Origin of the sequence: Serinicoccus kebangsaanensis (assembly GCF_008919445.1) — a bacterium.
GTDB lineage: Bacteria > Actinomycetota > Actinomycetes > Actinomycetales > Dermatophilaceae > Ornithinicoccus > Ornithinicoccus kebangsaanensis.
The window spans coordinates 326,421-347,513 of sequence record NZ_VSLG01000001.1; the positions used below are offsets into that span (position 1 = coordinate 326,421).

Sequence of the window (21,093 nt, forward strand, 5' to 3'; positions counted from 1 at the left end):
TCCGAACCCAGGACGCGAGTGCGGTCGACCAGCAACTGCTCGAACTGCACAACCGCCTCTCCCACCCGACCCGCCTGACCACACCAGTACGCGAGATTGTTCCGGGTGATGAGCGTAAGGGGGTGGTCCGAACCCAGGACGCGAACGCGGTCGACCAGCAACTCCTCGAGACGGGCGACCGCCTCTCCCACCCGACCCACCTCACCAGTCAAGATCGCCAAGTCGTCACGCGTGGCAAGGGTGTCGGGGTGTTCCGAGCCCAGAATCCGGCTGCGATCGATGAGCAACTCCTCGGACCGCGCGAGGGCTTCGCCCACCCGACCCACGCGAGCAAGCCCCGACGCCACGTTGCTCCGCATCGACAGCGTGCCCGGGTGACTCAGACCGAGCAGTCTGCCGTGGTCGGCGAGCAGCTGCTCGAGTTGGGCGACCGACTCCTGCATCCGCCCCGCACGACCTAGCCAGATCGCGAGGTTGTTGCGGACGGACAGCGTCTTCAGATGGTCCGCACCCAGAACTCGAACGCAATCCGCCAACAGGCTCTCGAACTGAGCGACCGCCTCCTGCACCCGCCCCAGTTCGCCGAACCCAGACGCCAACTTTCCTCGGATGTCCAGAGTGCTCGGGTGGTCCGGTCCGACGACACGGGTGCACTCAGACAGCAACTCTGTGAAATGAGTGACCGCCTCGTTCACGCGCCCTGTTTCCCCGAGCCACTCCGCCACCTTGTAGCGAACCGGAAACAGGACATCCGACGGGTGGGGAAAACGTTCCTGAACCAGGTCAAGCGCCTCCACGTAGCGATACTGTGCACCTCGCTGCAATGCGATGGTGAACGCCGCAGCTTGCACCGCAGTTGGACCCTCCTCGCGCGGTGGAGCGAGGTCCAGGAGCCACTGCGCCAGGGTCAGGTTGTGTGGCGTCGTCGGCATCGCCGGTTGACCGTCGGCACGCCGAGTGATCTCCTCGTCCAGAACCTGTCGTGCTGCATCGGTGAGGTCCGCAATCTCGTCACGGGCGAGGCCGAGCTCGTCATCCTCGAGCGACTCGCGGACGGTGTCGAGCAAGAGGTGCTCACGAAGCCAGTGGCTGTCGTCCTCGTTGAGGCACCACGACAGCGGAGCCACCGCGTGCTGCAAGGAGTCCATCAGCTCGTCGTGGCCCACCCCCGCCAGCTCCGCTGCCCTCGCGACAGTCAAGGGGTCGTAGGCAGGGATCGCAGCGGTCCCGCTGTCAGAGGTCGCGTCCCCGATGCGGCTCGCCACGGCCCGGATGAGCGCGCTTCTCACCGATGCCGGGAGCTCGTTCCAGCGCATCTGCACGACGTCCCGGGCCGACGCAGGCAGCCGATCGAGCTCCCCAGGTGCAAGGTCGATCCTCCCGCCCGTTCGGGCGATACGACGTTGCACCTGTGCCGAGGTGAGCCACAGCTTGACCAGGTGCGGACTGGGCATACGCGCAGCCAGCACCCGAGCCGCCTCCATGTCTGTCGCGGGCGCGTGCTCGAGGACGAGCTTCACGAGATCGGCCTCGACCAGTGGGGCGATCGCGACCAGCTCCAGGTGCCCGGCGCTGCTGGCGGACTCCATCCATTCGCGGTACTCACGGTTGTGGGCGCCCTCTGGCCAGGCCGTGCCGACGACCAGGACCGGACGATCCGGCACGGCGGGCGCCAACGCCTGGAGCAGCTGCGTGAGGTCCGGTCCCATCCGGTGCAGATCCTCGATCACCACGATCTGCGGTATGCCGGGGTGGGCCAGGTCACGTATGGTGCCCGCCAACTCCTCCGCCGCGGAGACACGGGTCTGATCGACCCGCCGGCCCATATCCATGGTGTCGGCGAGCTCGGCCCGGGTCTGCAGGTGCTGCTGAGCCTGCCGCGCACCGCGGACAGACCACTTCACCACCAGGTTGGCCCCGGGCACGATCCCCGCCACATCGGCCAGCATGTCCACACCTTCACCGGCTAGGTCGACGCTCAGGGCCTTGGTGACCTGCTTCGCGCGCTCACCCCACCGCTGAAGCGCGCCCGTCGCCTCGAGCTTGGCATGCGCCAGCCCCTGCACATGGGCTGCCAGCTGCGGGTACGCGGCGGCCACCACATCCATGCTCGACCCCGTCTGCAGCCGCTCACACCCGAACGACCACCACCCGAACGTCGGCAGAGCACCCCCGGCCCGCACGAACGTCCCGGGATCCGGACCCAACACCTTCCGGCCCGGCATCGGGTCAGCCCCACCCCCGTGATCTTCGCGCACGGGTCCAAGCAGCAACGGCCAGTACGCGGGTTCCGGCTGCCGACCCTGCAACCTCCCGTACAGCTCCTGCACGACCCTCGACTTCCCCACCCCGGACTCCCCCGTCAGCACCACGATCCGAGGCCTCGACGTGTCACCCCCGGACACCTCATCGACCCGGGCCAGCAAGTCCTCGACCACCTGCCGGTGCGCACCCAGAAGCATGGACCAGAGCATGTCAGAGAAGCCACCGCAGCAGCGGCCTGGTGATCCTGCGTCCGATCACGTGACACCCAGCCAAATGTCCGATCACTCGTGCTCTTGGCGGCGTCAGGAAAAACTCCACCCCTGCCCGGCGCCCCGACTGCTATCCTGCGGCGGAGCGAGGTCGAGGTACGAAGCCATCAGCGCCCAGCCCTCAGGAAGCCCGTGAAGGCCTCTACGGTGGCGTCACCCCGGCCCGTGAGCGTGACGAGGTGAGCCCGATGTCGTTGCTCGAACTCTCGGACGACCGTGCTGGCAGTGTCGGCGGCACCGCTTCAGGTCTGAGGTTATGCCTGCGCGCCGTCGGGCTAGGAGTTGCCGTCGTGATGGTTCTGGCGGCCTGCACAGGCGACGACGACTCGGTCCTCACCAGGACAGAGTCACCGTCGGTCGAGCCCGAGATCGAACCGATAGCCGAGGACGAACCCGACGCCGAGGCGGACCCGGAACAGCTGGCTGAGGATCAGGCGGTCAGCGCGGAGATCGACCGGATGCGTGCTCGGCTCTCCGCACCGTCTTTCGACGCCAGCATTTTCGACGGGGTGGACCTGGGTGAGGAGGACCTCACTTTGACCATACCCCCGCAGATCGCGCCGTCCGGTGACGCGCCACCCGTGCCAGAGCTGGCACCGATCGAGGTCGACCCGTGAGGCTTCGGACCGTCTCGCGGACGGCGCTGGGGGTCGGTACCGCAGCATGTCTGCTGGCCGCCCAGGTCGCACACGCGCAGGTCCCGGTGCCGGACGATGCCGTGGGCGAGGACACCGATGGCGACCAGCAGCTGGACACGTGGACCTCCATCCGAGACGTGGACGGCGAGCCGACCCAGCTGCGAATGACCGACTCCGACGGAGATGGGATCCTGCGGGAGCCCGGCGAGCCTGTCGAGGTCAGGTTCGGGCAGGACGGTGTCGGGGGCTACCGGACGACCCAGTACGACTCCGACGGCGACTCCTTCTACGAGCGCCTCGACCATGATCGAGACCTCGACGGCAACCCCGAGGAGTCCATCAGCTGGACCCCGGACGCGCAGGGGGGATACCAGCGCGAGTCGATCGACTGGGACACCGACGGCGACGGTTCCTTCGACGCCCGCTCGGAGCGCCGCGAGACAGATGGTGAGTGGCCGACGCTGCTCGCCTGGAACGACGGCTCCTCGGGCAGCCACATCGTCGCGGAGCTCCCACCTCCCAACGGTCGGCGGGACCCTGGGGAGTCTCACGTCCACTGGACCGACATCGGGGGCGCCGGCGAGATCGTGCGGTTCGACCACGACGGAGACCAGCAGTGGGACGAGATCGGCAAGGACATCGACGGTGTGCCAGGGCTGGACGTGAGGTACACCCTCGCGCCGGACGGGACGATCCTGACGATCTCCCACCTCGACAGCAGCGGCGAGGTCACCTTCACCTTGGAGGACGTCGACGGTGACGGCCGGATCAACGAGATCAGGTATCCCGGGGTCCACGAGGAACAGATCGTCGTCGACGAGAACGGCAACGGACGACCCGACCCCGGAGAGGAACGGCGCGTGCGTCTGCTCAACGACGACGGCTCGGTGGCCGAGGAATGGGTCGACTCTGATGGCGACGGGTCCTGGGACGAGGTCCGCGCCGAGTTCGACGACGACGGCACACCGTCCCTGGTCGAGACCCGCTCTCCGGACGGCACGACGACCATCGCCTACGACTCCGACGGCGACGGGGTGATCGATGCCTGGAAGTACGACCTCGACGGCGACGGCGAGTTCGACCGGTTCACGCGCGACCGCGACGGTGATGGCGTCGAGGACGTGGAGCTGGTCGACTCCGACGGCGACGGCCAGTTCGACACCGAGCGGTGGAACCTCGACGCGGACGCCACCGCAGTCCAGTGCCAGGAGATCACCTTCGACGGCAGCACCTTCCTGACCTTCACCGTGACCGCCGGCACAGGGGAGAGCGTGCTCGACGACGGTTGCCGGCTGGAGCTGCCGATCGGCCCGTGCCCCTCGGCGGACCCCCTGAGCATCTCGCTCGGCATCGCGGTCCCCGGTGGCGGATCGTCCGGTCTCAGCTTCGGCCGCCAGGGGGCCGCCGGTGGAGGTGATGCTGCCAATCAGCACCTGGAGGCCTTCGATGCCGGTGACGTCACCGCCCTGACGCGGTTCTACCAGGAGCAGGCCGAGCTCCTGTTCGCTGACGGCGACAGTCCGTACTTCCAGAACTTCTTCCAGGGGTATGAGTTCATCACCTCGGAGACGTTGGGACAGGACGGCGTCCTGACGCTCTACGGTCGTGGCGATGATGGCTTGGCTCAGGGCAGTTTCGACGACCTCGTGGACGTCGAGTACGACGGCCCCCTCAACGTCGATCTCGTGGATGTCGACTCCTCCACAGTCCCCCCGCAGACGACCCAGCTGAATGTGTTTCCCGTCGACGTGGTCGGCCTGGCGATCTCGCCCCGCGTCGTCGCCCTGCCGGACGGGTCGACGCTCGACGTCGCTGTCGTGGCCAGCTTCCAGGGCGGTGTCGGCTGGGGACCGGCCGACGACCCCGGGGACCGGTGCGAGGAGCTGGGGACGATCGTGCTGCACCACCAGCGTGCGTCGCACGACCCGGTCCGCACGTCGGAGTGGGCATTCTTCGGCACGGGCGAGCCGAACGAGTGGCGCAACGCGCTGGCCCGGGTGGTCGACGACGTGGAGGTCGAGCTCGCGGACCGGACCACGTGACACCCCCGACCGCACCCGAACCCGCCTCACGTCCACCGAGATGACGTCACGGCATACCGATCGAGGGCACTCGCTCCACGACCTCGTCCAGGAGCCGGTCGACGTCCGTTGCCCCCGGTGCGACCACCGGGCCCGGCTGGCGCCTGGCACCCCGGCCGAGGGCACCAGCACGCCGCGCAGGCTCACCTGCTCGGCGTGCGGCTTCGCCCGCCACCACGACGGGATCGTCCTCTCCTTCGCCGACGACGGGCGAGACCCGTGCTTCGGCTACCCGCTCTGGTTCCGGAAGGAGACGGCCAAGGGAACGGTGTGGGCCTACCACCGGCTCCACCTCGAGGATCTCCGCGCCTTCGTCGCCGCCCCCCAACGGTCACGTATCGCCGCGCCGACCTGGCGCAACCGGAGCTATCTGTCACGCCTACCGGCATGGATGAAGTCCGCCAAGAACCGGGCCCTCATCCTCAGGTCGTTGGATGACATGCTCACCGACGCCGAGGAACGGCGACACCCTGGTCGGCCTGAGAGTGGGACCTGAACGGCGAGAGCCCGCCACCTGCACAGGCAGCGGGCTCCGTCCTCAGCGGAGAAGGGTGGACGTGAAGGGACTCGAACCCCTGACCTCTCGCGTGTGAAGCGAACGCTCTAACCAGCTGAGCTACACGTCCGGAACATGCCCTCGGGCACGGGGAGGAAGTGTATCCTCCCCGTGCCCGAGCGGCGAAATCGCAGCGCGATCCGTGGTGTCAGTCGTTCTGCGCGGCGTCGTAGACCTGCTGCGCGACGTTGCCGAAGTACGGGCCGTACATCACGTTGCTCTCGTCCCGGTAGCCGAAGGAGTTCACCGAGTTGAGGGTGCCGTTCGTGATCCAGCCGCCACCGCTGGAGCCACCGGTCATCGAGCAGGGCAGCCGGTGGTCGTTGGTGCCGCGGGTGTCGCGCCCGGCGGTGCCGGAGCAGCGGTAGAGGTACTGCCCGTTGTAGGGGCTGGCCGCGGGGTAGCCGAAGGCGCTGAAGTTGCGGTTGTAGCCCATGTTGAACCCGATCGGGTAGGAGCCGACCGCGTCGACCAGGCTCTCGCCGCCCTGCTCGCCCATCACGGCGAACGCGACGTCGTAGTTGAAGTCGCCGCTGTTGACCCACTGCGAGGGAGCGACCAGGTTCTCCGCCACCCAGGTGCCGTAGGGAGCCGACCCGTTGTCGTATGCCGGCACGAAGGCGAAGTTGGTGGCCCAGTTGCCCGGACCGTCGTTGAGGCAGTGCCCCGCCGTGGTCACGACGTCGCGGTTCACACTCTGGGTCGCGGTGCCGGAGCAGACGTAGTCGCTGCCGGCGATGGTGAAGAAGACCTTGCCGAAGCGCGGCTGCGGGTTGACCCGGACGGCCTGCTGCATCGGTGCCATGGACGAGGAGGTCGAGGCCTCACCCTTGCCAGTGCCGGTCAGCTCGCGCGGCGTGGCCTCCTTCATCCGCTCCGGCGTCCAGTACTGCTCCACCGAGCTCTGCTGGGCCATCGTCGTGGCGAGCGAGTGCGTCACCACCACGTCGCTCTCACCCTCACCGACCTCGGGGACGGCTCCGGCGCCGGTGGCACCGATGACGGACATGGTCAGCGCTGCGGCGCCGGCCAGGGACAGGGCCTTCGTGCGAACTGGACGCATCCACATTCTCCTTAGGTCTCGAGCACCGTCTTTCGGCGCCCGACACTTGACGCTAGGCGGATCTGGGTCAAGATCGACCCAGTCGTGGACAAGCCTTTGGCAAAAGTTGGGTCAGGCCCGGGTCAAGTGACGCAGCGTCAAGGATCGCGCCGCTCAGCGGCCCGCCGGGCGAAGATCTCCTGGGCACGGGCCGTCACCTCACCCGCCCCCTCGCTGACGACTCGCGGGCTCACCTGCGGCCTCTCCAGCGACCGCCCGGAGGTCAGCTCGACGCCGTCGGCCACGTCGAGCCTCGTCACGGCGGTGAGGTCGCGGATGCTGCTCGTGATCCAGACCTCATCCGCCTCATCCAGCACGGACAGGGGCAGCGGCTCCTCCAGCACCTCCAGCCCCTCCTGCCGCAACCACTCGATCGCCAGCCCGCGGGTGACCCCGGCCAGCGGCCCGGAGGCCAGGTCGGGGGTGCGGACCACCCCGTCGGTCACGACGAAGACGTTGGTGCCCGTCCCCTCGCACAGCAGGCCGGACGAGTTGGCCAGGATCGCCTCGGAGTGCCCCGCCGCCTTGGCCGCCCCGAGGGCGACGACGTTCTCCGCGTAGGACGTCGACTTCACCCCGGTCAGGGCCCCCCGCTCGTTGCGTGTCCAGGGCACCACCAGCACGCTCGTCGTGGGCCCCATCGGCTCCTGCGGCACCGCGGTGACGACGTAGGTCGCCGCCCCCTCGACCCGGTCACTGCCCAGCGGCCCCAGCCCCGCGGTCACCGTGTAGCGCAACCGGCCGAACGGCATACCTCCCTCGGCGAGGACCGCCTGGATCCCCTCGCCGATGCGCTCCCGGTTCAACGGCGCCAGCCCCAGCGCCGCCAGCGAGCGATCCATCCGATCGTGGTGCCGGGTCAGCGCGAAGGTCGCGTCGTCGACCACCTTGCAGGTCTCGAAGACACCGTCGCCCACCGTGAGGCCGTGGTCCAGCGCACGCACCGCGCCCTCCGGACCGACCAGGGCACCGTCCACCCAGACACGCACCGCCGCCAGTCCCCCGGCAGCGGTGAGCGAGCTCGAAGTTTCCATGGACGCAGCGTATGCCGTCGCTATCGTGGCCCCGTGAGCACCAGCCTGTATGTCGCCTCCGCCGAGTCCCGATCAGGCAAGTCGGCCGTCGCCGTCGGTCTGCTCGCCGAGCTGTGCGCCCGGGGCGGGCGCGTCGGGGTCTTCCGACCGGTCGTCATCGAGGCGGCCCAGGACCCGCTGATCGAGCTGCTGCACCCGCTGTCGACCTCGACCGCGAGCCCCGAGGAGGCGGTGGGCGTCACCTACGACGACGTCAACACCCGTCGCGACGAGGCGATCAACGAGGTCGTCGACCGCTTCCACCGGTATGCCGCGCAGCACGACACCGTGCTGGTGGTCGGCTCCGACTTCACCGGGGTGCCCACGCCCACCGAGTTCTCCACCAACGCCAGCATCGCCGCCCACCTCGGGGCACCGATGGTCCTCATCGTCCCCGGCGCCGACCGACCCGCCGAGGACACCGCGACCGCGGCGCTCATCTCGGTCCAGGAGGCCGTCAGTCGGCACGCCTCCGTCGTCGCGGTCCTGGCCAACCGCGTCACCCAGGAACAGGTCGAGGAGGTCGCCGACGCGGTGCGCGACAGGTTGGCGCAGGACGTCCCCGACGCCACCCCCCAGGTGATCGGTGTGCCCGCCGATCCGCTGCTCGCCGCGCCGACCGTGCGCGACCTCATGCTCGCCACCGACGGGACGCTCCAGGCCGGGCAGGAGGAGCTGCTGGAGCGCGAGGTGACCGACCTCATCGTCGCCGGCATGACCATGCCCAACGTGCTCGACCGGCTCCGCGAGGGCAACGTGCTCATCTGCCCCGGCGACCGGGAGGAAGTGCTGCTGGCGGCGATCCTCGCGCACCGCTCGTCCACCTTCCCCTCCCTCGCGGCGATCGTGCTCAACGGCGGGCTCCAGCCGAGCACCCAGGTGTCCCGCCTGATCGAGGGCATCGCCGTGGAGCTGCCCGTGGTCGCCTGCCAGGGCGGCACCATGAGCACCGCCATGACCATGCACGACGTGGTCGGCCGGATCTCGCCCGCCTCCACCCGCAAGATCGAGCACGCGCGGGCGCTCGTGCATACCCACGTCGACACGGAGCGGCTGCTCCCCTCCGACGGGGCGACGGGCCGGTCCCGGTCCACGGTCGTGACCCCGCTGATGTTCGAGCACCAGATCATGGCGCGCTCGCGTGCGGCCGATGCCCACATCGTGCTCCCCGAGGGTGGCGAGGACCGCATCCTGCGGGCCGCGGACACGCTGCTCGCGCGCAAGGTCGCCCGGCTCACCCTGCTCGGCGACGAGGCGCAGGTGCGCGACCGCGCCGGCAGCCTGGGGCTGCGGATCGACGACGCGCAGGTGGTCGACCCGCAGACCAGCGAGCTGCGGGAGCAGTTCGCGGCGACGTATGCCGAGCTGCGGGCGCACAAGGGCGTCACCGCCGAGCAGGCGCACGACATCGTGGTGGACCCGGCATACTTCGGCACCCTCATGGTCAAGGCCGGGGCGGCCGACGGCATGGTGTCCGGGTCGATCACGACGACGGCCCACACCATCCGGCCCGCGCTGGAGGTGATCCGCACCTCGGCGGGCGTGTCCGTGGTCAGCAGCGTCTTCTTCATGTGCCTCGCGGACAAGGTGCTCGTCTACGGCGACTGCGCGATCAACCCGGACCCCAGCGCGGAGCAGCTCGCCGACATCGCGATCTCCTCGGCGGGGACGGCAGCGCAGTTCGGCGTCGAGCCCCGGGTCGCGATGCTGTCCTACAGCACCGGCGGCTCGGGCAGCGGGGCCGACGTCGACAAGGTGCGGACGGCGACCGAGATCGTGCGGGAGCGGCAGCCGGATCTGCAGGTCGAGGGGCCGATCCAGTACGACGCCGCCGTCGACCCGAGCGTGGCCGCCACCAAGCTCAAGGACTCCCCCGTCGCCGGCCGGGCCACGGTGCTCGTCTTCCCGGACCTCAACACCGGCAACAACACCTACAAGGCGGTCCAGCGCAGCGCGTCGGCCGTCGCGATCGGGCCGGTGCTCCAGGGGCTGAACGCACCGGTCAACGACCTGTCCCGCGGTGCGACGGTCCGCGACATCATCAACACGGTCGCGATCACCGGCATCCAGGCGAAGGGCTGACGCCATGAGCACCCCCGGCACCGGCTCGCCCGTCGTCCTGGTCGTCAACGCCGGCTCCTCCTCGGTGAAGTACCAGCTGGTCGACCCGGAGACCGGCGAGTCCCACGCCACCGGCCTGATCGAGCGGATCGGGCTCGCCGACGGGGTCGTCCACCACACGGTGGGCGGCAGCACGCACGAGCTGGTCCGGGACATCCCGGACCACGCCACCGCCATCGCCCTCGCGACCGAGGCCTTCGCCGAGCACGGCCCCGTGCTCGAGGACGTCGACCTGCTCGCCGTCGGCCACCGGGTCGTGCACGGAGGCCCCGACTTCGCCGACCCCACACTCATCACCCCCGAGGTCGTGGCGGCGGTGGAGCGGCTGGTCCCGCTGGCGCCGCTGCACAACCCGGGCAACCTGCAGGGCATCGCCGCGACCCAGGAGGCCTTCCCCGACGTGCCGCAGGTCGCGGTCTTCGACACCGCCTTCCACCAGACCATGCCGGCGGCCGCGTCCACCTACGCCGTGCCGCGGGCCTGGCGCGACGAGCACCTGGTCCGCCGCTACGGCTTCCACGGGACCTCGCACGCCTACGTCTCCCGCCGGGTCGCCGAGCTGCTCGGCCGACCGCTCGCGGAGGTCCACTCGATCGTGCTGCACCTCGGCAACGGGGCCAGTGCGACCGCGGTGGCCGGCGGCGCCAGCGTGGACACCTCGATGGGCCTGACCCCGTTGGAGGGGCTGGTCATGGGCACCCGGCCGGGCGACCTGGACCCCGGCGTCGCCGGGCACGTGGGGCGGGTCTCCGGCCTGTCGGCGGAGGAGGTGGAGCGCGCGCTGTCCAAGGAGTCCGGCCTGCTCGGGCTCACCGGCTCGGCCGACTTCCGCGGCGTCATGGCCCGGCGCGCGGAGGGCGAGGAGGCCGCCGTGCTCGCCTTCGACGTCGTCGTGCACCGCCTGCTGCGGTATGTCGGTGCCTTCACCGCCGTGCTCGGCCGGGTCGACGCCATCGCCTTCACCGCCGGGGTGGGCGAGAACAACGCCGAGCTGCGGGCCGCGGTGCTGGAGCGGCTGAGCGGCCTCGGCGTCCTGCTGGACCCCGACGCCAACGCGACCACGGCCGGCGAGACCCTCATCACCACCGCGGACAGCCCGGTGGCGGCCTACGTCATACCGACCAACGAGGAGTGGGAGATCGCCCGGCAGGCCGCCGCCCTCGTCACCTGACCACCGGGCGTCGCTTGTGGTTGCCCCACGCCCCACCGGGCGTCGCTTGTGGTTCCCTCACGCCCCACCGAGCGTCGCTTGTGGTTCCCTCACGCCCCACCGGGCGTCGCCTCTGGTTGCCCCCTCACCACAGGCGACGCTCGGTCACCCCAGGAGTGACCACAGGCGACGCTCGGTCGCCCCAGGGGTGACCACAGGCGACGCTCGGTCGGGGTTGGGGAGGGGTCAGCGGACGCGGCATGCCGGGGCGCTGGGGGTGGCGGTGAGGAAGTGCGGCGCCTCCCAGCCCCGGTCGGCGAAGGCCGTGGCCACCGACCCGGCCACCCCCTCCTCCTGCCCACGCGGGACCAGCGCGATCGCCGACCCCCCGAAGCCGCCGCCGGTCATCCGCGCCCCCACCGCGCCGCCGGCGACCGCGGACTCCACGGCCAGGTCGAGCTCGGGGCAGGACACCTCGTAGTCGTCCCGCAGGGAGTCGTGCGAGGCGCCCATCAGCCGGCCGACCTCCGCCGCCTCGCGCTCGGCCAGGGCCGCGACGAGGTCGAGCACCCTGGCGTTCTCGGTGAGCACGTGCCGGACCCGCCGCGCCACCTCCGGGTCGTCGGCCAGCCGGCCCAGCACCTCCTCCAGGTCGACCCCGTCGACCTCCCGCAGGCTGGCCACGCCGAGCACCGAGCAGGCGCGCTCGCACGCGGCCCGGCGGGAGGCGTACTGCCCGTCGGCGAGGCTGTGGTGCGCCCGGGTGTCGATGACCAGGACGTCGTGGTCGGGCAGCGTCCAGGCCACCGGCGTGAGGGAGAAGTCACGGCAGTCGATGAGCAGCGCGTGCCCGTCCACGGCCCGCAGGGAGACACTCTGGTCCATCCCGCCGGTCGCGGCCCCGGCCACCTCGTTCTCGGCCCGCACGCACGTCGACGCCAGGTCGGCCCGGTCCAGCCCGGACAGCTCCGGCACCAGGTCGTGCAGCGCGAGAGCGACCGAGCAGGACAGCGCCGCCGAGGACGACAGCCCCGCCCCGAGCGGCACGTGCCCGTCGACGAGGACGTCGGCGCCGAGCGCCTGCGCCCCGACGCGCTCGGCCAGGACCGAGGCCACTCCTGCGACGTAGGACGCCCACCCCCCGGGGGTCGCCGGCCCAACCTCGGCCACGGACCCCTCCCACGCCTGTCCGCTGGCCTGCCGGGAGGCGATCCGCAGGCGCCCGTCGTCCCGCCGGCGCACCGCGACATAGGTCCGGTGGGACAGCGCGAACGGCAGGCACCAGCCACCGTTGTAGTCGGTGTGCTCGCCGATGAGGTTGACCCGACCGGGGGCGGCCCACACACCCTGCACGGGCCCGCCGAGCAGACCCGCGGCCTCCTCGGTCAACGCCTCCGCCACCTGCTCGTCGTCGGCCGTGGGGGTCCAGATCAGCTCGCTCATGGCCGGGACGCTCTCCTGCGGGTGGTCGGCGGGCGGATCAGATCCCCAGGCGGTCGAGGAAGTCGTTGCGCAGCGCGCCGCGGGGGTCGAGTCGGCGCCGCAGCGAGCCTAGCCGGTGCCGGTGCGGATAGGCCTCGTCGACCCGCCCGGCGAGCGCGTCCTCGCCGAAGAGCTTGCCCCAGTGCGGCCGCGCCCCCAGGGGCGTGAGCCCCTCCTCGATGTGCGGGATCAGCCGCTCCACGGCGCCCTGGTCCGGCCCCCAGGTGAAGTGGAAGGCGACGCAGTCCACGCCCTGCGTGAGCCCCAGCCACTGCCGACCCGCCGCGACGGCGCGCATCTCGCACACCTGGAGCACCGGCTCCATCCGCGCCGCGAGCCCTCGCAGGGCGTCGATCGCCTCGCCGGCACGCTCCCTCGGCAGCAACCACTCGGACTGCACTTCCGCGCCGTTGGAGGGCGTGAAGTCCATCCGGAAGTGCGGCAGCCGGTCCAGCCAGGGCCCCGGCACCCCGCCCTGCCGGGTGCACCGCTCCCCCGGCCCGCCCGGCAGCATGTGACGCTGCCCGTCCGCGGCCACCAGACCCAGCGCGGCGGGGTCACCTCCCTCGGTGTCGGTGCGCTGCTTGACCCAGACCTGGTCGACCCGGTCCGCGTCCTTCCACCAGGTGAAGACGGACACGCTGGTGCCGAGCCCGGTCACGGCGTCCAGGTCGGCGGCGACCGCGTCCCAGGTCAGGCCTTCGTAGACCGTCTGCGCGACGTCATAGCTCGGCTCCACGTCCAGCTCCAGCGCGGTCACCGCACCGAGGGTCCCGAGCGAGACGACCGCCCCGCCGAAGTCGTCCTCGCCCCGCTCGAGGCGGACCTGCTCCCCCTCGGTCGTCACCAGCTCGACCGCCGCGACCCCCTCCGCCAGGGACGGTATGCCGTCGCCCGAGCCGTGCGTGTCGGTCGCCACCGCGCCCGCGACGGTGATGTGCGGCAGCGAGGCCATCGCATGCAGGCCCCAGCCCAGCGCGGCCAGCCGCTGCGCCACGACGCCGTAGGCGGCGCCGCCCTCGACCCGCGCGAGCCGCCGGTCCCCGTCGACGCTCACGTCCACGGGCAGCCGGCCCAGGCCGACCATGGTCCCGGTCGTGTCCGCGATCCGGTTGAACGAGTGGCGCGAGCCCAGCAGGCGCACCGCGTCCGCGGACGCCATCACCTCGGCGAGCTCGTCGAGGCTGGCGGGCTCGACCAGCTCGCGAGCCGAGTAGGCGTAGTTCTTGGCCCAGGTGCTCCCCGCAGCGGTCATGCCGTCATCCTAGGCGTCGCACCACCGGAGCCGCCGACCGCGACGGCCCGCCAGATCTGGCTGTGCTCGGGGTCCGTCGGCTGCACCGGGAGGCCGGCCTCGGCGAGGAGGCGACCGGTCAGCGTGATCCCGTCCACCGCCCACGGCACGACGCCCAGACCGGCCGGCAGCGGGTCCTGGCCCGGACTCTCGAGGGTGACCCGGTAGCGCACCGCCGGGTCCAGCCCGGGCAGCCGCACCCGGTGCGGCCCGGTGGTGTCGGGGCGGCGGAGCGAGGCGACCTGGTAGAGCGCCTCGGACCGGTCCTGGGCGACGGTCCCGTGGACCCAGGTCGCGTCGTCGTGGTGGTCGCCGTTCACGACCCGGCCGGTATGCAGCAGCTCGCGGTGCGAGGTGTGGAAGGCCACCCAGTGGCTCAGCTCGGTCAGCTCCTCCTCGGAGCAGGTGGCCAGGTCCCACTCGATCCCGAGGTGGCCCCACAGGGCGGTGCCCGCGCGGAAGTCGAGGTCGTGCCGCCGACCGGTGGTGTGCGACTCCCGCGAGGCGACGTGCGTGCCGACGAGCTCCGGCGGCACGAGCAGCATCGTCCCGCGCTGGATCTGCTGCCGCTCCAGGGGGTCGATGCAGTCCGAGGCCCACACCCGGACGGTCCGCTCCAGCACCCCGAGGTCGACCCGACCGCCACCGGCCGAGCAGGACTCGATCTCCAGCCCGGGGTGCGCGGCGAGCAGCTCGTCCATGAGTCGGTAGACGGCGAGCGTGTGCGCCCGCACCCCGGGCTCCCCACCGGGTGTGTGCCCGGCGTCGTTGAGGTAGCGGTTGTGGTCCCACTTGAGGTAGGCGATGGCATACCGGTCCAGCAGGGCCGTCAGCTGGTCCCGGACGTGCGCGTAGGCCCCCGGGTGACCGAGGTCCAGGACGTGCTGCTGCCGGGACTCGAGGCCGCGACGGCCCCCGGCGGCGAAGATCCACTCCGGGTGGGCACGCGCGAGGTCGGAGTCCAGGCTGACCATCTCCGGCTCCACCCAGAGGCCGAACTCCATCCCGGCCGCGTGCACGTGCTCGATCAGCGGGTCCAGACCGTCCGGCCAGGCGTCCTCGGAGACCACCCAGTCACCGAGGCTGGTGGTGTCGTCACGCCGGCCGCCGAACCACCCGTCGTCGAGCACGAAGCGCTCCGCACCGACCCGGGCACCGCGGTCCACCAGGTCCGTGAGCCGGGCCAGGTCGTGGTCGAAGTAGGTCGCCTCCCAGTTGTTGATCGTCACCGGGCGCGGGCGCGCCGGGTGCTGCGGGCGGCTGCGCAGCCAGGCGTGGAAGCGTCCGGCGACCTCGTCCAGCCCGGTGCCGTGCGCGGCATACAGCCAGGGAGTGGTCACGCGCTCGCCCGCACCGATCCTCACCTCGCCGTGCTCCAGCCGCTCGCCGGACCCGAGCACCCGCGAGCCGTTGAACAGCCGCTCGGCATAGGTCGTCTGGTTGCCGCTCCAGCCCAGGTGCACCGCCCACACCTGCCCGCTCCCGAAGCCGAAACCCGGCTCACCGGCGCAGAGCAGGTGCACGGCGTCCAGGCCGGTGCGGCCGGTGCGCACCTCGCGGCTGTGCGCGCCGATGTCGAACGGCTGCCGCTGCGGGACGCGCTCCATCGTGTGCCGGCCGGCGAAGTCGAGCAGCTCGGTGGCGCGCTCGGGCACCGGCAGGGTGGTGCGGAGCGCGCCCAGGTCATAGACCTCCTCGCCGGTGTTGGTCAGGGTGGTCCGGGTGCGCAGCAGCCCGCCCGGGTGCAGCTCGAGCTCCAGCTCGACCTCGAGGTATGCGCATGCGTCGCCTCCGCGGACGACCACCCGCCGGGTGCCGTCCGCCTCCGTGGTCACGGTCGCAGGTGCCTCGCCGCTGGTGCGGAACGCCGGGGACCAGTCGCGTCCCGCACGGGACCCCTCGACCCCCGGTCGCCCGAGCCAGCCCCGGGCGTGCTCGGGGAGCATGCTCACCTGGTCGGCGCGGTCGAACGGGCTGTCGCCCCGGGCCACCCAGCCGGCCAGCGCGAGCGCCTGCAGCTCGTCCTCGCCCAACTCCCCGAGGTCGGCGCCCCAGTGGCGCACCACGGGCAGCAGCTGGTCGGCGAGGTCCAGGACGAGGGAGGTCCCTGCGGCGCGCAGGTGCAGCAGTGTGCTCACCCCACCACCCCACTGCACCGGCGGGCCCGGTGTCCAGTCGGGCCGGTGGCCTCCTCAGGCGGCGAAGATCTGCAGCTCCTCGGCGAACCGGCGGCCGATGCGCAGCAGCTCGGGCAGCTCCGGGTGCCGGACGATCACCATCCCGTCGGACAGCAGGGTCGCCCGCCAGTCCCGCCGCATCGAGCCGACGGGGAGCAGGTCGATGACCCGGACGTGCTCCCCCTCCTCGCGGACCAGCCGCTCGAGGCCCTCGACCCGGCTGATCCGGCCCGAGCCCTGGGCCCGCTTGAAGATGCTGGCGGCGTTGTAGCGGTGCGTGACCGGCTCCGGCGATCCGGTCGTGACGGCCTCCGCCCAGGTGCGGAAGAGGTCCGCGTCGCAGGCGTAGTTCATGACGTCCACCGTCCGTGCCCCCGGCGGGCGGGCACCGATCTCGCCGAACACCACCTCGCCGTCGGCCTTGCGGTACCACTCCATGTGGGTGAAGCCGTGGGTGAACTGCAGCGCGGTGAGCACCGCGCGGCCCATGGCCAGGCCGCCCGCGAGCTCGGGCGCCTCGGTGTCCTTCAACGCGATGGTCATCGGGCTGACCCACTCGTGGCTGCGCTGCTCCAGCGGCCGCGGGAGATACCAGCTGATGTTCTCCACGTGCACCTGGCCGTCGCCGCAGATGGTGTCGTAGGTGAACTCCTCGCCCTCGATGAACTCCTCGACGCTCACCTTGGGGACGTGCCGGATCATCGGCTGCACCTCGGCGAGCCGCGTCGCGGAGTCCACCCGGTAGGTGTCCGCCGAGCCCGCGCCGGCGATCGGCTTGACGATGAGCGGGTAGCCGACCATCTCCGCGGCCTCCCACACCTGGGCCGTGGTGGTGGCAGCGGCGTGCCGCGGCGTGCGGATGCCGGCGGCGTCCAGCACCTGCTTCATCGACTCCTTGTCGCGGAACCAGGTGGCCTGCTCGACGCTCATCCCGGGCAGGCCCAGGTGCTCCCGGATGGTGGCGGCCAGCACGACGTAGGGCTCCCACAGGCACTCGACCTGGTCGATGCCCACGTGCCGGGCCAGACCGGTGAGCGCTGCGAGCACGGCCTCGGTGTCGGCGAGCGGCACGTGCTCGTAGTGCGCCAGGTGCGCCCGCGCCTCGTGCGGCAGGGCCGAGACGGGCTGGTCGCCGACGCCGATCACGCGCGCGCCGGTCCGGGCCAGGGCCCGGGTGAAGTAGCCCTGCTCCAACGGGAAGCCCGGGCTGAGCATGACGATGTTCACGGGTGCCTCCTATCCCGCCTCGACCAGCGTGACCTGGACCGTGGAGACGATGCGTTCCAGCGCCTCACGCACCACGCCGGTGTCGTGGTGCCGGACGGTGATGAACCCTTCTCCCTCGTAGGAGCTGGACGCCTGCTGCCCCCGGTGCGGCAGCCGGTGGTCCACCACGAGCTCGCCCAGCTCCCGGTTGATCTCCTCCAGCCCGGTGACGCCGCGGACCCGTCCGTGCCCCATCCCGCGCAGGTATGCCGTGCCGCAGGCATACACGCGCTCGGGGCGGACGAACTCCTCCCGCAGCACCAGCCGCGACCACAGGTCGAAGAAGTCGACGTCGTGGGCCAGCCCGATCATCGAGGCCAGCTGCGCGCCCGGCGGGCGGGCACCGACCTCGGAGATCGCGACCGAGCCGTCCGGGCGGGCGAACCACTCCATGTGCGACACCGAGTTGTCCACCCCGAGCGCGGCCAGCGCCTGCGGGCCGATCCGGTGGATCTCGGCATACTCCGGCCCGTCGACGCGCTGGGGCAGCACCACCTGCCACTGCATCCACGGGTTGCGCAGCACCTCCAGCGGGGTGGGGTGGTAGTCGGCGACCGAGGAGAACACGGTCTGGCCACCCACGGTCACCGAGTCGAAGGTGTGCTCCCGGCCGGTGAGGAACTCCTCCAGCAGCCACTCCTGGCCGGACTCCCGGCGCGCCAGCTCGAGCCAGGCGTCGACGTCCCCGCGGGTGTCCAGGCGGTAGGTGGCGGTGGCGCCGGCGCCGTCCGGCGGTTTGGCCACGACCGGCAGCCCCACGAGCTCGAGGAAGTCCTCGGCCTGCTGGGTCCGGCTCACCCGCTGGTGCCGTGCGCACGGCAGGCCCGCCTGCTCCAGGACGGTCTTCATCCGCGCCTTGTCGCGCACGTTGCGGGCGCTCTGCTCCCCCATCCCGGGGATCCCCAGCGCGTCCCTCACCTGACCCAGCGGCACCTGGAGCTGCTCCAGGATCCCGATCAGCCGCTCCACCGGGCCGAGCTGGTGGCCCAGTCCGCGCACCGCGTCGGCCAGCTGCTGCGGGTCCAGCGCGTCGGTGACCTGCCAGTGCGCGGCGACGGCGGCACGCAGCTCGGGGTCGAGGTCGTCCAGCGGCGAGGCCGTGATCACCGCGAGCCGCACGTCCGGGACGCGGGCCGCGGCCAGCACGAAGCGTCGGGTCGCCTCGAGCAGGAACGGCGCGACGAAGGCTGCGGTCACCATGTCGAGAGCGTAGTAGGACGGCGGGCGGCCCGGAAGGAGCTGCGGGCCGGGCACAGCCCTCAGCCGCCGGCCCGGTCACGCTCCTCCAGCTCGACCACGGCGTCCAGGAAGCGCGGGCCGGCGCCCTGGGCGGCCAACCGGTCCTCCGCGTTGCGCAGCGGGCAGGTCTGCTGCGACAGGCATCCGCACCCGATGCAGCCGGTCAGCCCGTCCCGCAGCTGCTGCAGGGCACGGATGCGCAGGTCGAGCGTGTCGTGCCACGACCTGGACAGGCGCGCCCACTCCTCCCGGGTCACCGGCCGGTCCAGCGGCACCGTCGCCAGCGCCTCCGACACCTCCGCGAGCGACAGCCCGACCGCCTGGGCCGCCCGGATGACGGCGAGGCGGCGCAGCACGTGGCGTGGGTAGCGGCGCTGGTTGCCGGGCGTGCGGTGCGCCTCGATCAGGCCGCGCGCCTCGTAGAAGCGCAGCGCCGACGCACTCACGCCCGCGCGTCGCGACACCTGGGTCACGGTCAGCTCCTCGCCCTTGACGTCAGCGTGCCGCACCCGACGCTTGACTTCAACTTAAGGTGAAGTTGAAGGCTGGGTGCACCACACGAAAGGACATCTCATGCCACTCAGCCTCATCACCGGAGCCACCGCAGGCCTCGGGCGCGCGCTCGCCGTCGCCCTGGACGATGCCGGGCACGACCTCGTCCTCGACGGTCGCGACCCCGCACGCCTGGACGAGCTGCGGGCGGACCTCCCGCGGGCCACCGTCATCGGTGGCGACGTCACGGACCCCGAGCACCGTCAGGCGCTCGTGGACGCCGTCGGCGGGCGCGGGCTGGACCTGCTGGTGCACAACGCCAGCACCCTGGGCCGGTCACCCCTCCCCCACCTGGCCCAGCTCGACCACACCACCCTGCGGGCCGTGCTCGAGGTCAACCTGGTCGCCCCGCACGCCCTCACCACCGCTGTGCTGGACCAGCTGCAGCGGGCCGGTGGGACGGTCCTCACCCTCTCCTCGGACGCCGCCGTCGAGCACTACGAGAGCTGGGGCGGCTACGGCGCGAGCAAGGCCGCCCTGGACCACCTCGCCGGCACGCTGGGCGCCGAGCACCCCGGGCTGCGCGTCTACGCCGTCGACCCGGGCGACATGCGCACCGCGATGCACCAGGCCGCCTTCCCGAACGAGGACATCTCCGCCCGCCCCCTGCCGGAGGACCTGGCCGTCCCCGGCATCCTCGCCCTGCTGCGGGACCGGCCGGACAGCGGCCGCTACCGCGCCGCCGAGCTGATCGCCGAGAGCGAGGTCCGGGCATGACGACATCGCACGCCGTCACCAGGCTCGCCGAGCGACCGAGCACGACCTTCCACGGGACCGTCCCGACCTTCGCCGGGAGACCCGCCGAGGAGCGCGGTGCGGGACGGGACGCGGTGCGCCTGCTCGTGGCGCGGCCGAGCGGCATCGAGCACCACGCCTTCGGCGACATCGCGGACCAGCTGGACCCCGGCGACGCGCTCGTGGTCAACACCTCGGCCACGGTGGCGGGCGAGATCGACGCCGACCTGTGGCGACCCGGTGGGCCGGAGGTGCAGGCACCGGCGCGTGAGGTGGTGCTGCACGTCGCCAGCCCGCTCGGTGAGGACGAGTGGGTGGTGGAGCTGCGCACCGCTCCCGACGCCGCCCGCGCGGTCCTCGACGCCACCGAGGGTGACCGCGTGCGGGCCGACGGCTTCGCGCTCACCCTGCTGGGGGCATACCCGCACCACGGCTCGCCGACGGCGACGGGCAACCGGCTCTGGCGAGCCCGCGCGGAGGGCGACGTCCGGGGCGTCCTCGACCGGGCCGGCCGGCCGATCGCCTACGGCTACCTCGAGCGGCCCTGGCCGCTGTCCACCTACCAGACGGTCTTCTCCACCGTGCCCGGGAGTGCCGAGATGGCCTCCGCCGGACGACCCTTCACCCCGGACCTGGCCCTGCGGCTCGTCGCGCACGGAGTCCACCTCGCGCCGGTGGTGCTCCACACCGGCCTGTCCTCGCAGGAGGCGGGTGAGCCGCCCCAGCCGGAGCGGTTCGAGGTCCCCGCCAGCACCGCCGAGCTGCTCAACCACGTGACACGGGCACGCGGCCGGGTCGTCGCGGTCGGCACCACCGCCACCCGGGCGGTCGAGTCGGCGGTGATCGACGGCCGGGTGGTCCCGGCCTCCGGCTGGACCGAGCGGGTGATCACGCCCTCGGACCCGCCCGCCGTGGTGGGCGGCCTGGTCACCGGGTGGCACGACGACGGTGCCTCGCACCTGCTGCTGGTCGAGGCGGTGGCGGGCGCCCGGCTCGCTCAGCGTGCCTACGACGCGGCGCTGCGGGAGGGGTATGCCTGGCACGAGTTCGGCGACTCCGCCCTGTTCCTGCCCTGATCCCGCCGTTCACGTGG

16 protein-coding genes and 1 tRNA gene are annotated in these 21,093 nt (G+C 71.9%); 7 read left to right on the forward strand and 10 right to left on the reverse strand.

Annotated features, from left to right (window positions below):
* Positions 1-2,108: tetratricopeptide repeat protein (locus tag FXF60_RS01555; protein ID WP_367889949.1), on the reverse strand; the 2,108-nt coding region annotated here is incomplete at its 3' end.
* 614 nt (positions 2,109-2,722) lie between these two features.
* On the opposite strand from FXF60_RS01555, the gene FXF60_RS01560 reads away from it, so the two are divergent.
* Genes FXF60_RS01560 through FXF60_RS01570 form a run of 3 tightly spaced genes read left to right on the forward strand, consistent with a single transcriptional unit; the run spans position 2,723 to position 5,749 of the window.
* Entirely contained in the window at positions 2,723-3,151 is a 429-nt protein-coding gene (locus FXF60_RS01560; RefSeq protein WP_151523477.1) for a hypothetical protein, read from the forward strand.
* Positions 3,148-5,214, forward strand: coding sequence for a hypothetical protein (locus tag FXF60_RS01565; protein ID WP_192796548.1), 2,067 nt, complete (start codon positions 3,148-3,150; stop codon positions 5,212-5,214). Before FXF60_RS01560 ends, FXF60_RS01565 begins: the two co-directional genes overlap by 4 nt.
* A 40-nt stretch (positions 5,215-5,254) precedes the next feature.
* On the forward strand, positions 5,255-5,749 hold the full coding sequence (locus FXF60_RS01570; protein ID WP_151523479.1) for a hypothetical protein: 495 nt from the start codon (positions 5,255-5,257) through the stop codon (positions 5,747-5,749).
* Positions 5,750-5,805: 56 nt separating this feature from the next.
* Here FXF60_RS01570 and FXF60_RS01575 read toward each other — a convergent pair.
* From FXF60_RS01575 to FXF60_RS01585, 3 genes are all read right to left on the reverse strand, one after another.
* A tRNA-Val gene (locus FXF60_RS01575) sits at positions 5,806-5,879 on the reverse strand.
* 78 nt (positions 5,880-5,957) lie between these two features.
* Positions 5,958-6,872: a trypsin-like serine peptidase gene (locus FXF60_RS01580; RefSeq protein ID WP_238335635.1), complete on the reverse strand. Its 915-nt coding sequence runs from the start codon at positions 6,870-6,872 to the stop codon at positions 5,958-5,960.
* A gap of 137 nt (positions 6,873-7,009) precedes the next feature.
* Positions 7,010-7,945 (reverse strand): aminotransferase class IV, encoded by a 936-nt coding sequence (locus tag FXF60_RS01585; protein WP_238335636.1) that lies wholly within the window; start codon positions 7,943-7,945, stop codon positions 7,010-7,012.
* 33 nt (positions 7,946-7,978) lie between these two features.
* Between FXF60_RS01585 and pta the strand changes: the two genes are divergently transcribed.
* Together pta and FXF60_RS01595 are read left to right on the forward strand one after the other, a co-directional pair.
* Positions 7,979-10,066: a phosphate acetyltransferase gene (gene pta / locus FXF60_RS01590; RefSeq protein ID WP_151523481.1), complete on the forward strand. Its 2,088-nt coding sequence runs from the start codon at positions 7,979-7,981 to the stop codon at positions 10,064-10,066.
* A gap of 4 nt (positions 10,067-10,070) precedes the next feature.
* Positions 10,071-11,276: an acetate/propionate family kinase gene (locus FXF60_RS01595; protein ID WP_151523482.1), complete on the forward strand. Its 1,206-nt coding sequence runs from the start codon at positions 10,071-10,073 to the stop codon at positions 11,274-11,276.
* A 225-nt stretch (positions 11,277-11,501) separates the two neighbouring features.
* On the opposite strand, the gene galK is transcribed toward FXF60_RS01595, so the two are convergent.
* From galK to soxR, 6 genes are read right to left on the reverse strand one after another with little or no spacing between them, the layout of a single operon-like run.
* Entirely contained in the window at positions 11,502-12,698 is a 1,197-nt protein-coding gene (gene galK, locus FXF60_RS01600; RefSeq protein ID WP_151523483.1) for a galactokinase, read from the reverse strand.
* A 37-nt stretch (positions 12,699-12,735) separates the two neighbouring features.
* Positions 12,736-13,992, reverse strand: a complete 1,257-nt coding sequence (locus tag FXF60_RS01605; RefSeq protein WP_151523484.1) for an FAD-binding protein — start codon at positions 13,990-13,992, stop codon at positions 12,736-12,738.
* Positions 13,989-16,169: an alpha-galactosidase gene (locus FXF60_RS01610; RefSeq protein ID WP_151523485.1), complete on the reverse strand. Its 2,181-nt coding sequence runs from the start codon at positions 16,167-16,169 to the stop codon at positions 13,989-13,991. Before FXF60_RS01610 ends, FXF60_RS01605 begins: the two co-directional genes overlap by 4 nt.
* A 54-nt stretch (positions 16,170-16,223) precedes the next feature.
* On the reverse strand, positions 16,224-17,435 hold the full coding sequence (locus tag FXF60_RS01615) for an ATP-grasp domain-containing protein (protein ID WP_151523486.1): 1,212 nt from the start codon (positions 17,433-17,435) through the stop codon (positions 16,224-16,226).
* A 9-nt stretch (positions 17,436-17,444) separates the two neighbouring features.
* Entirely contained in the window at positions 17,445-18,674 is a 1,230-nt protein-coding gene (locus tag FXF60_RS01620; RefSeq protein ID WP_151523487.1) for an ATP-grasp domain-containing protein, read from the reverse strand.
* A gap of 59 nt (positions 18,675-18,733) precedes the next feature.
* Positions 18,734-19,222: a redox-sensitive transcriptional activator SoxR gene (gene soxR, locus FXF60_RS01625; protein ID WP_151523488.1), complete on the reverse strand. Its 489-nt coding sequence runs from the start codon at positions 19,220-19,222 to the stop codon at positions 18,734-18,736.
* Between the two features lie 64 nt (positions 19,223-19,286).
* On the opposite strand from soxR, the gene FXF60_RS01630 reads away from it, so the two are divergent.
* Together FXF60_RS01630 and FXF60_RS01635 are read left to right on the forward strand one after the other, a co-directional pair.
* Positions 19,287-19,982 (forward strand): SDR family NAD(P)-dependent oxidoreductase, encoded by a 696-nt coding sequence (locus FXF60_RS01630; protein ID WP_151523489.1) that lies wholly within the window; start codon positions 19,287-19,289, stop codon positions 19,980-19,982.
* A complete protein-coding gene (locus FXF60_RS01635; RefSeq protein WP_151523490.1) occupies positions 19,979-21,076 on the forward strand; it encodes an S-adenosylmethionine:tRNA ribosyltransferase-isomerase in 1,098 nt (365 codons plus the stop codon). Before FXF60_RS01630 ends, FXF60_RS01635 begins: the two co-directional genes overlap by 4 nt.
* Positions 21,077-21,093: the final 17 nt, after the last annotated feature.

What these genes read in the sequence shown, in the direction of transcription:
- FXF60_RS01630 (WP_151523489.1), top strand. Translation starts at nt 19,287, where the DNA reads ATGCCACTCAGCCTCATCACCGGAGCCACCGCAGGCCTCGGGCGCGCG.
- FXF60_RS01605 (WP_151523484.1), bottom strand. Translation starts at nt 13,992, where the DNA reads ATGACCGCTGCGGGGAGCACCTGGGCCAAGAACTACGCCTACTCGGCT.
- galK (WP_151523483.1), bottom strand. Translation starts at nt 12,698, where the DNA reads ATGAGCGAGCTGATCTGGACCCCCACGGCCGACGACGAGCAGGTGGCG.
- FXF60_RS01595 (WP_151523482.1), top strand. Translation starts at nt 10,071, where the DNA reads ATGAGCACCCCCGGCACCGGCTCGCCCGTCGTCCTGGTCGTCAACGCC.
- FXF60_RS01585 (WP_238335636.1), bottom strand. Translation starts at nt 7,945, where the DNA reads ATGGAAACTTCGAGCTCGCTCACCGCTGCCGGGGGACTGGCGGCGGTG.
- FXF60_RS01580 (WP_238335635.1), bottom strand. Translation starts at nt 6,872, where the DNA reads ATGCGTCCAGTTCGCACGAAGGCCCTGTCCCTGGCCGGCGCCGCAGCG.
- FXF60_RS01620 (WP_151523487.1), bottom strand. Translation starts at nt 18,674, where the DNA reads ATGGTGACCGCAGCCTTCGTCGCGCCGTTCCTGCTCGAGGCGACCCGA.
- FXF60_RS01635 (WP_151523490.1), top strand. Translation starts at nt 19,979, where the DNA reads ATGACGACATCGCACGCCGTCACCAGGCTCGCCGAGCGACCGAGCACG.
- FXF60_RS01570 (WP_151523479.1), top strand. Translation starts at nt 5,255, where the DNA reads ATGACGTCACGGCATACCGATCGAGGGCACTCGCTCCACGACCTCGTC.
- FXF60_RS01560 (WP_151523477.1), top strand. Translation starts at nt 2,723, where the DNA reads ATGTCGTTGCTCGAACTCTCGGACGACCGTGCTGGCAGTGTCGGCGGC.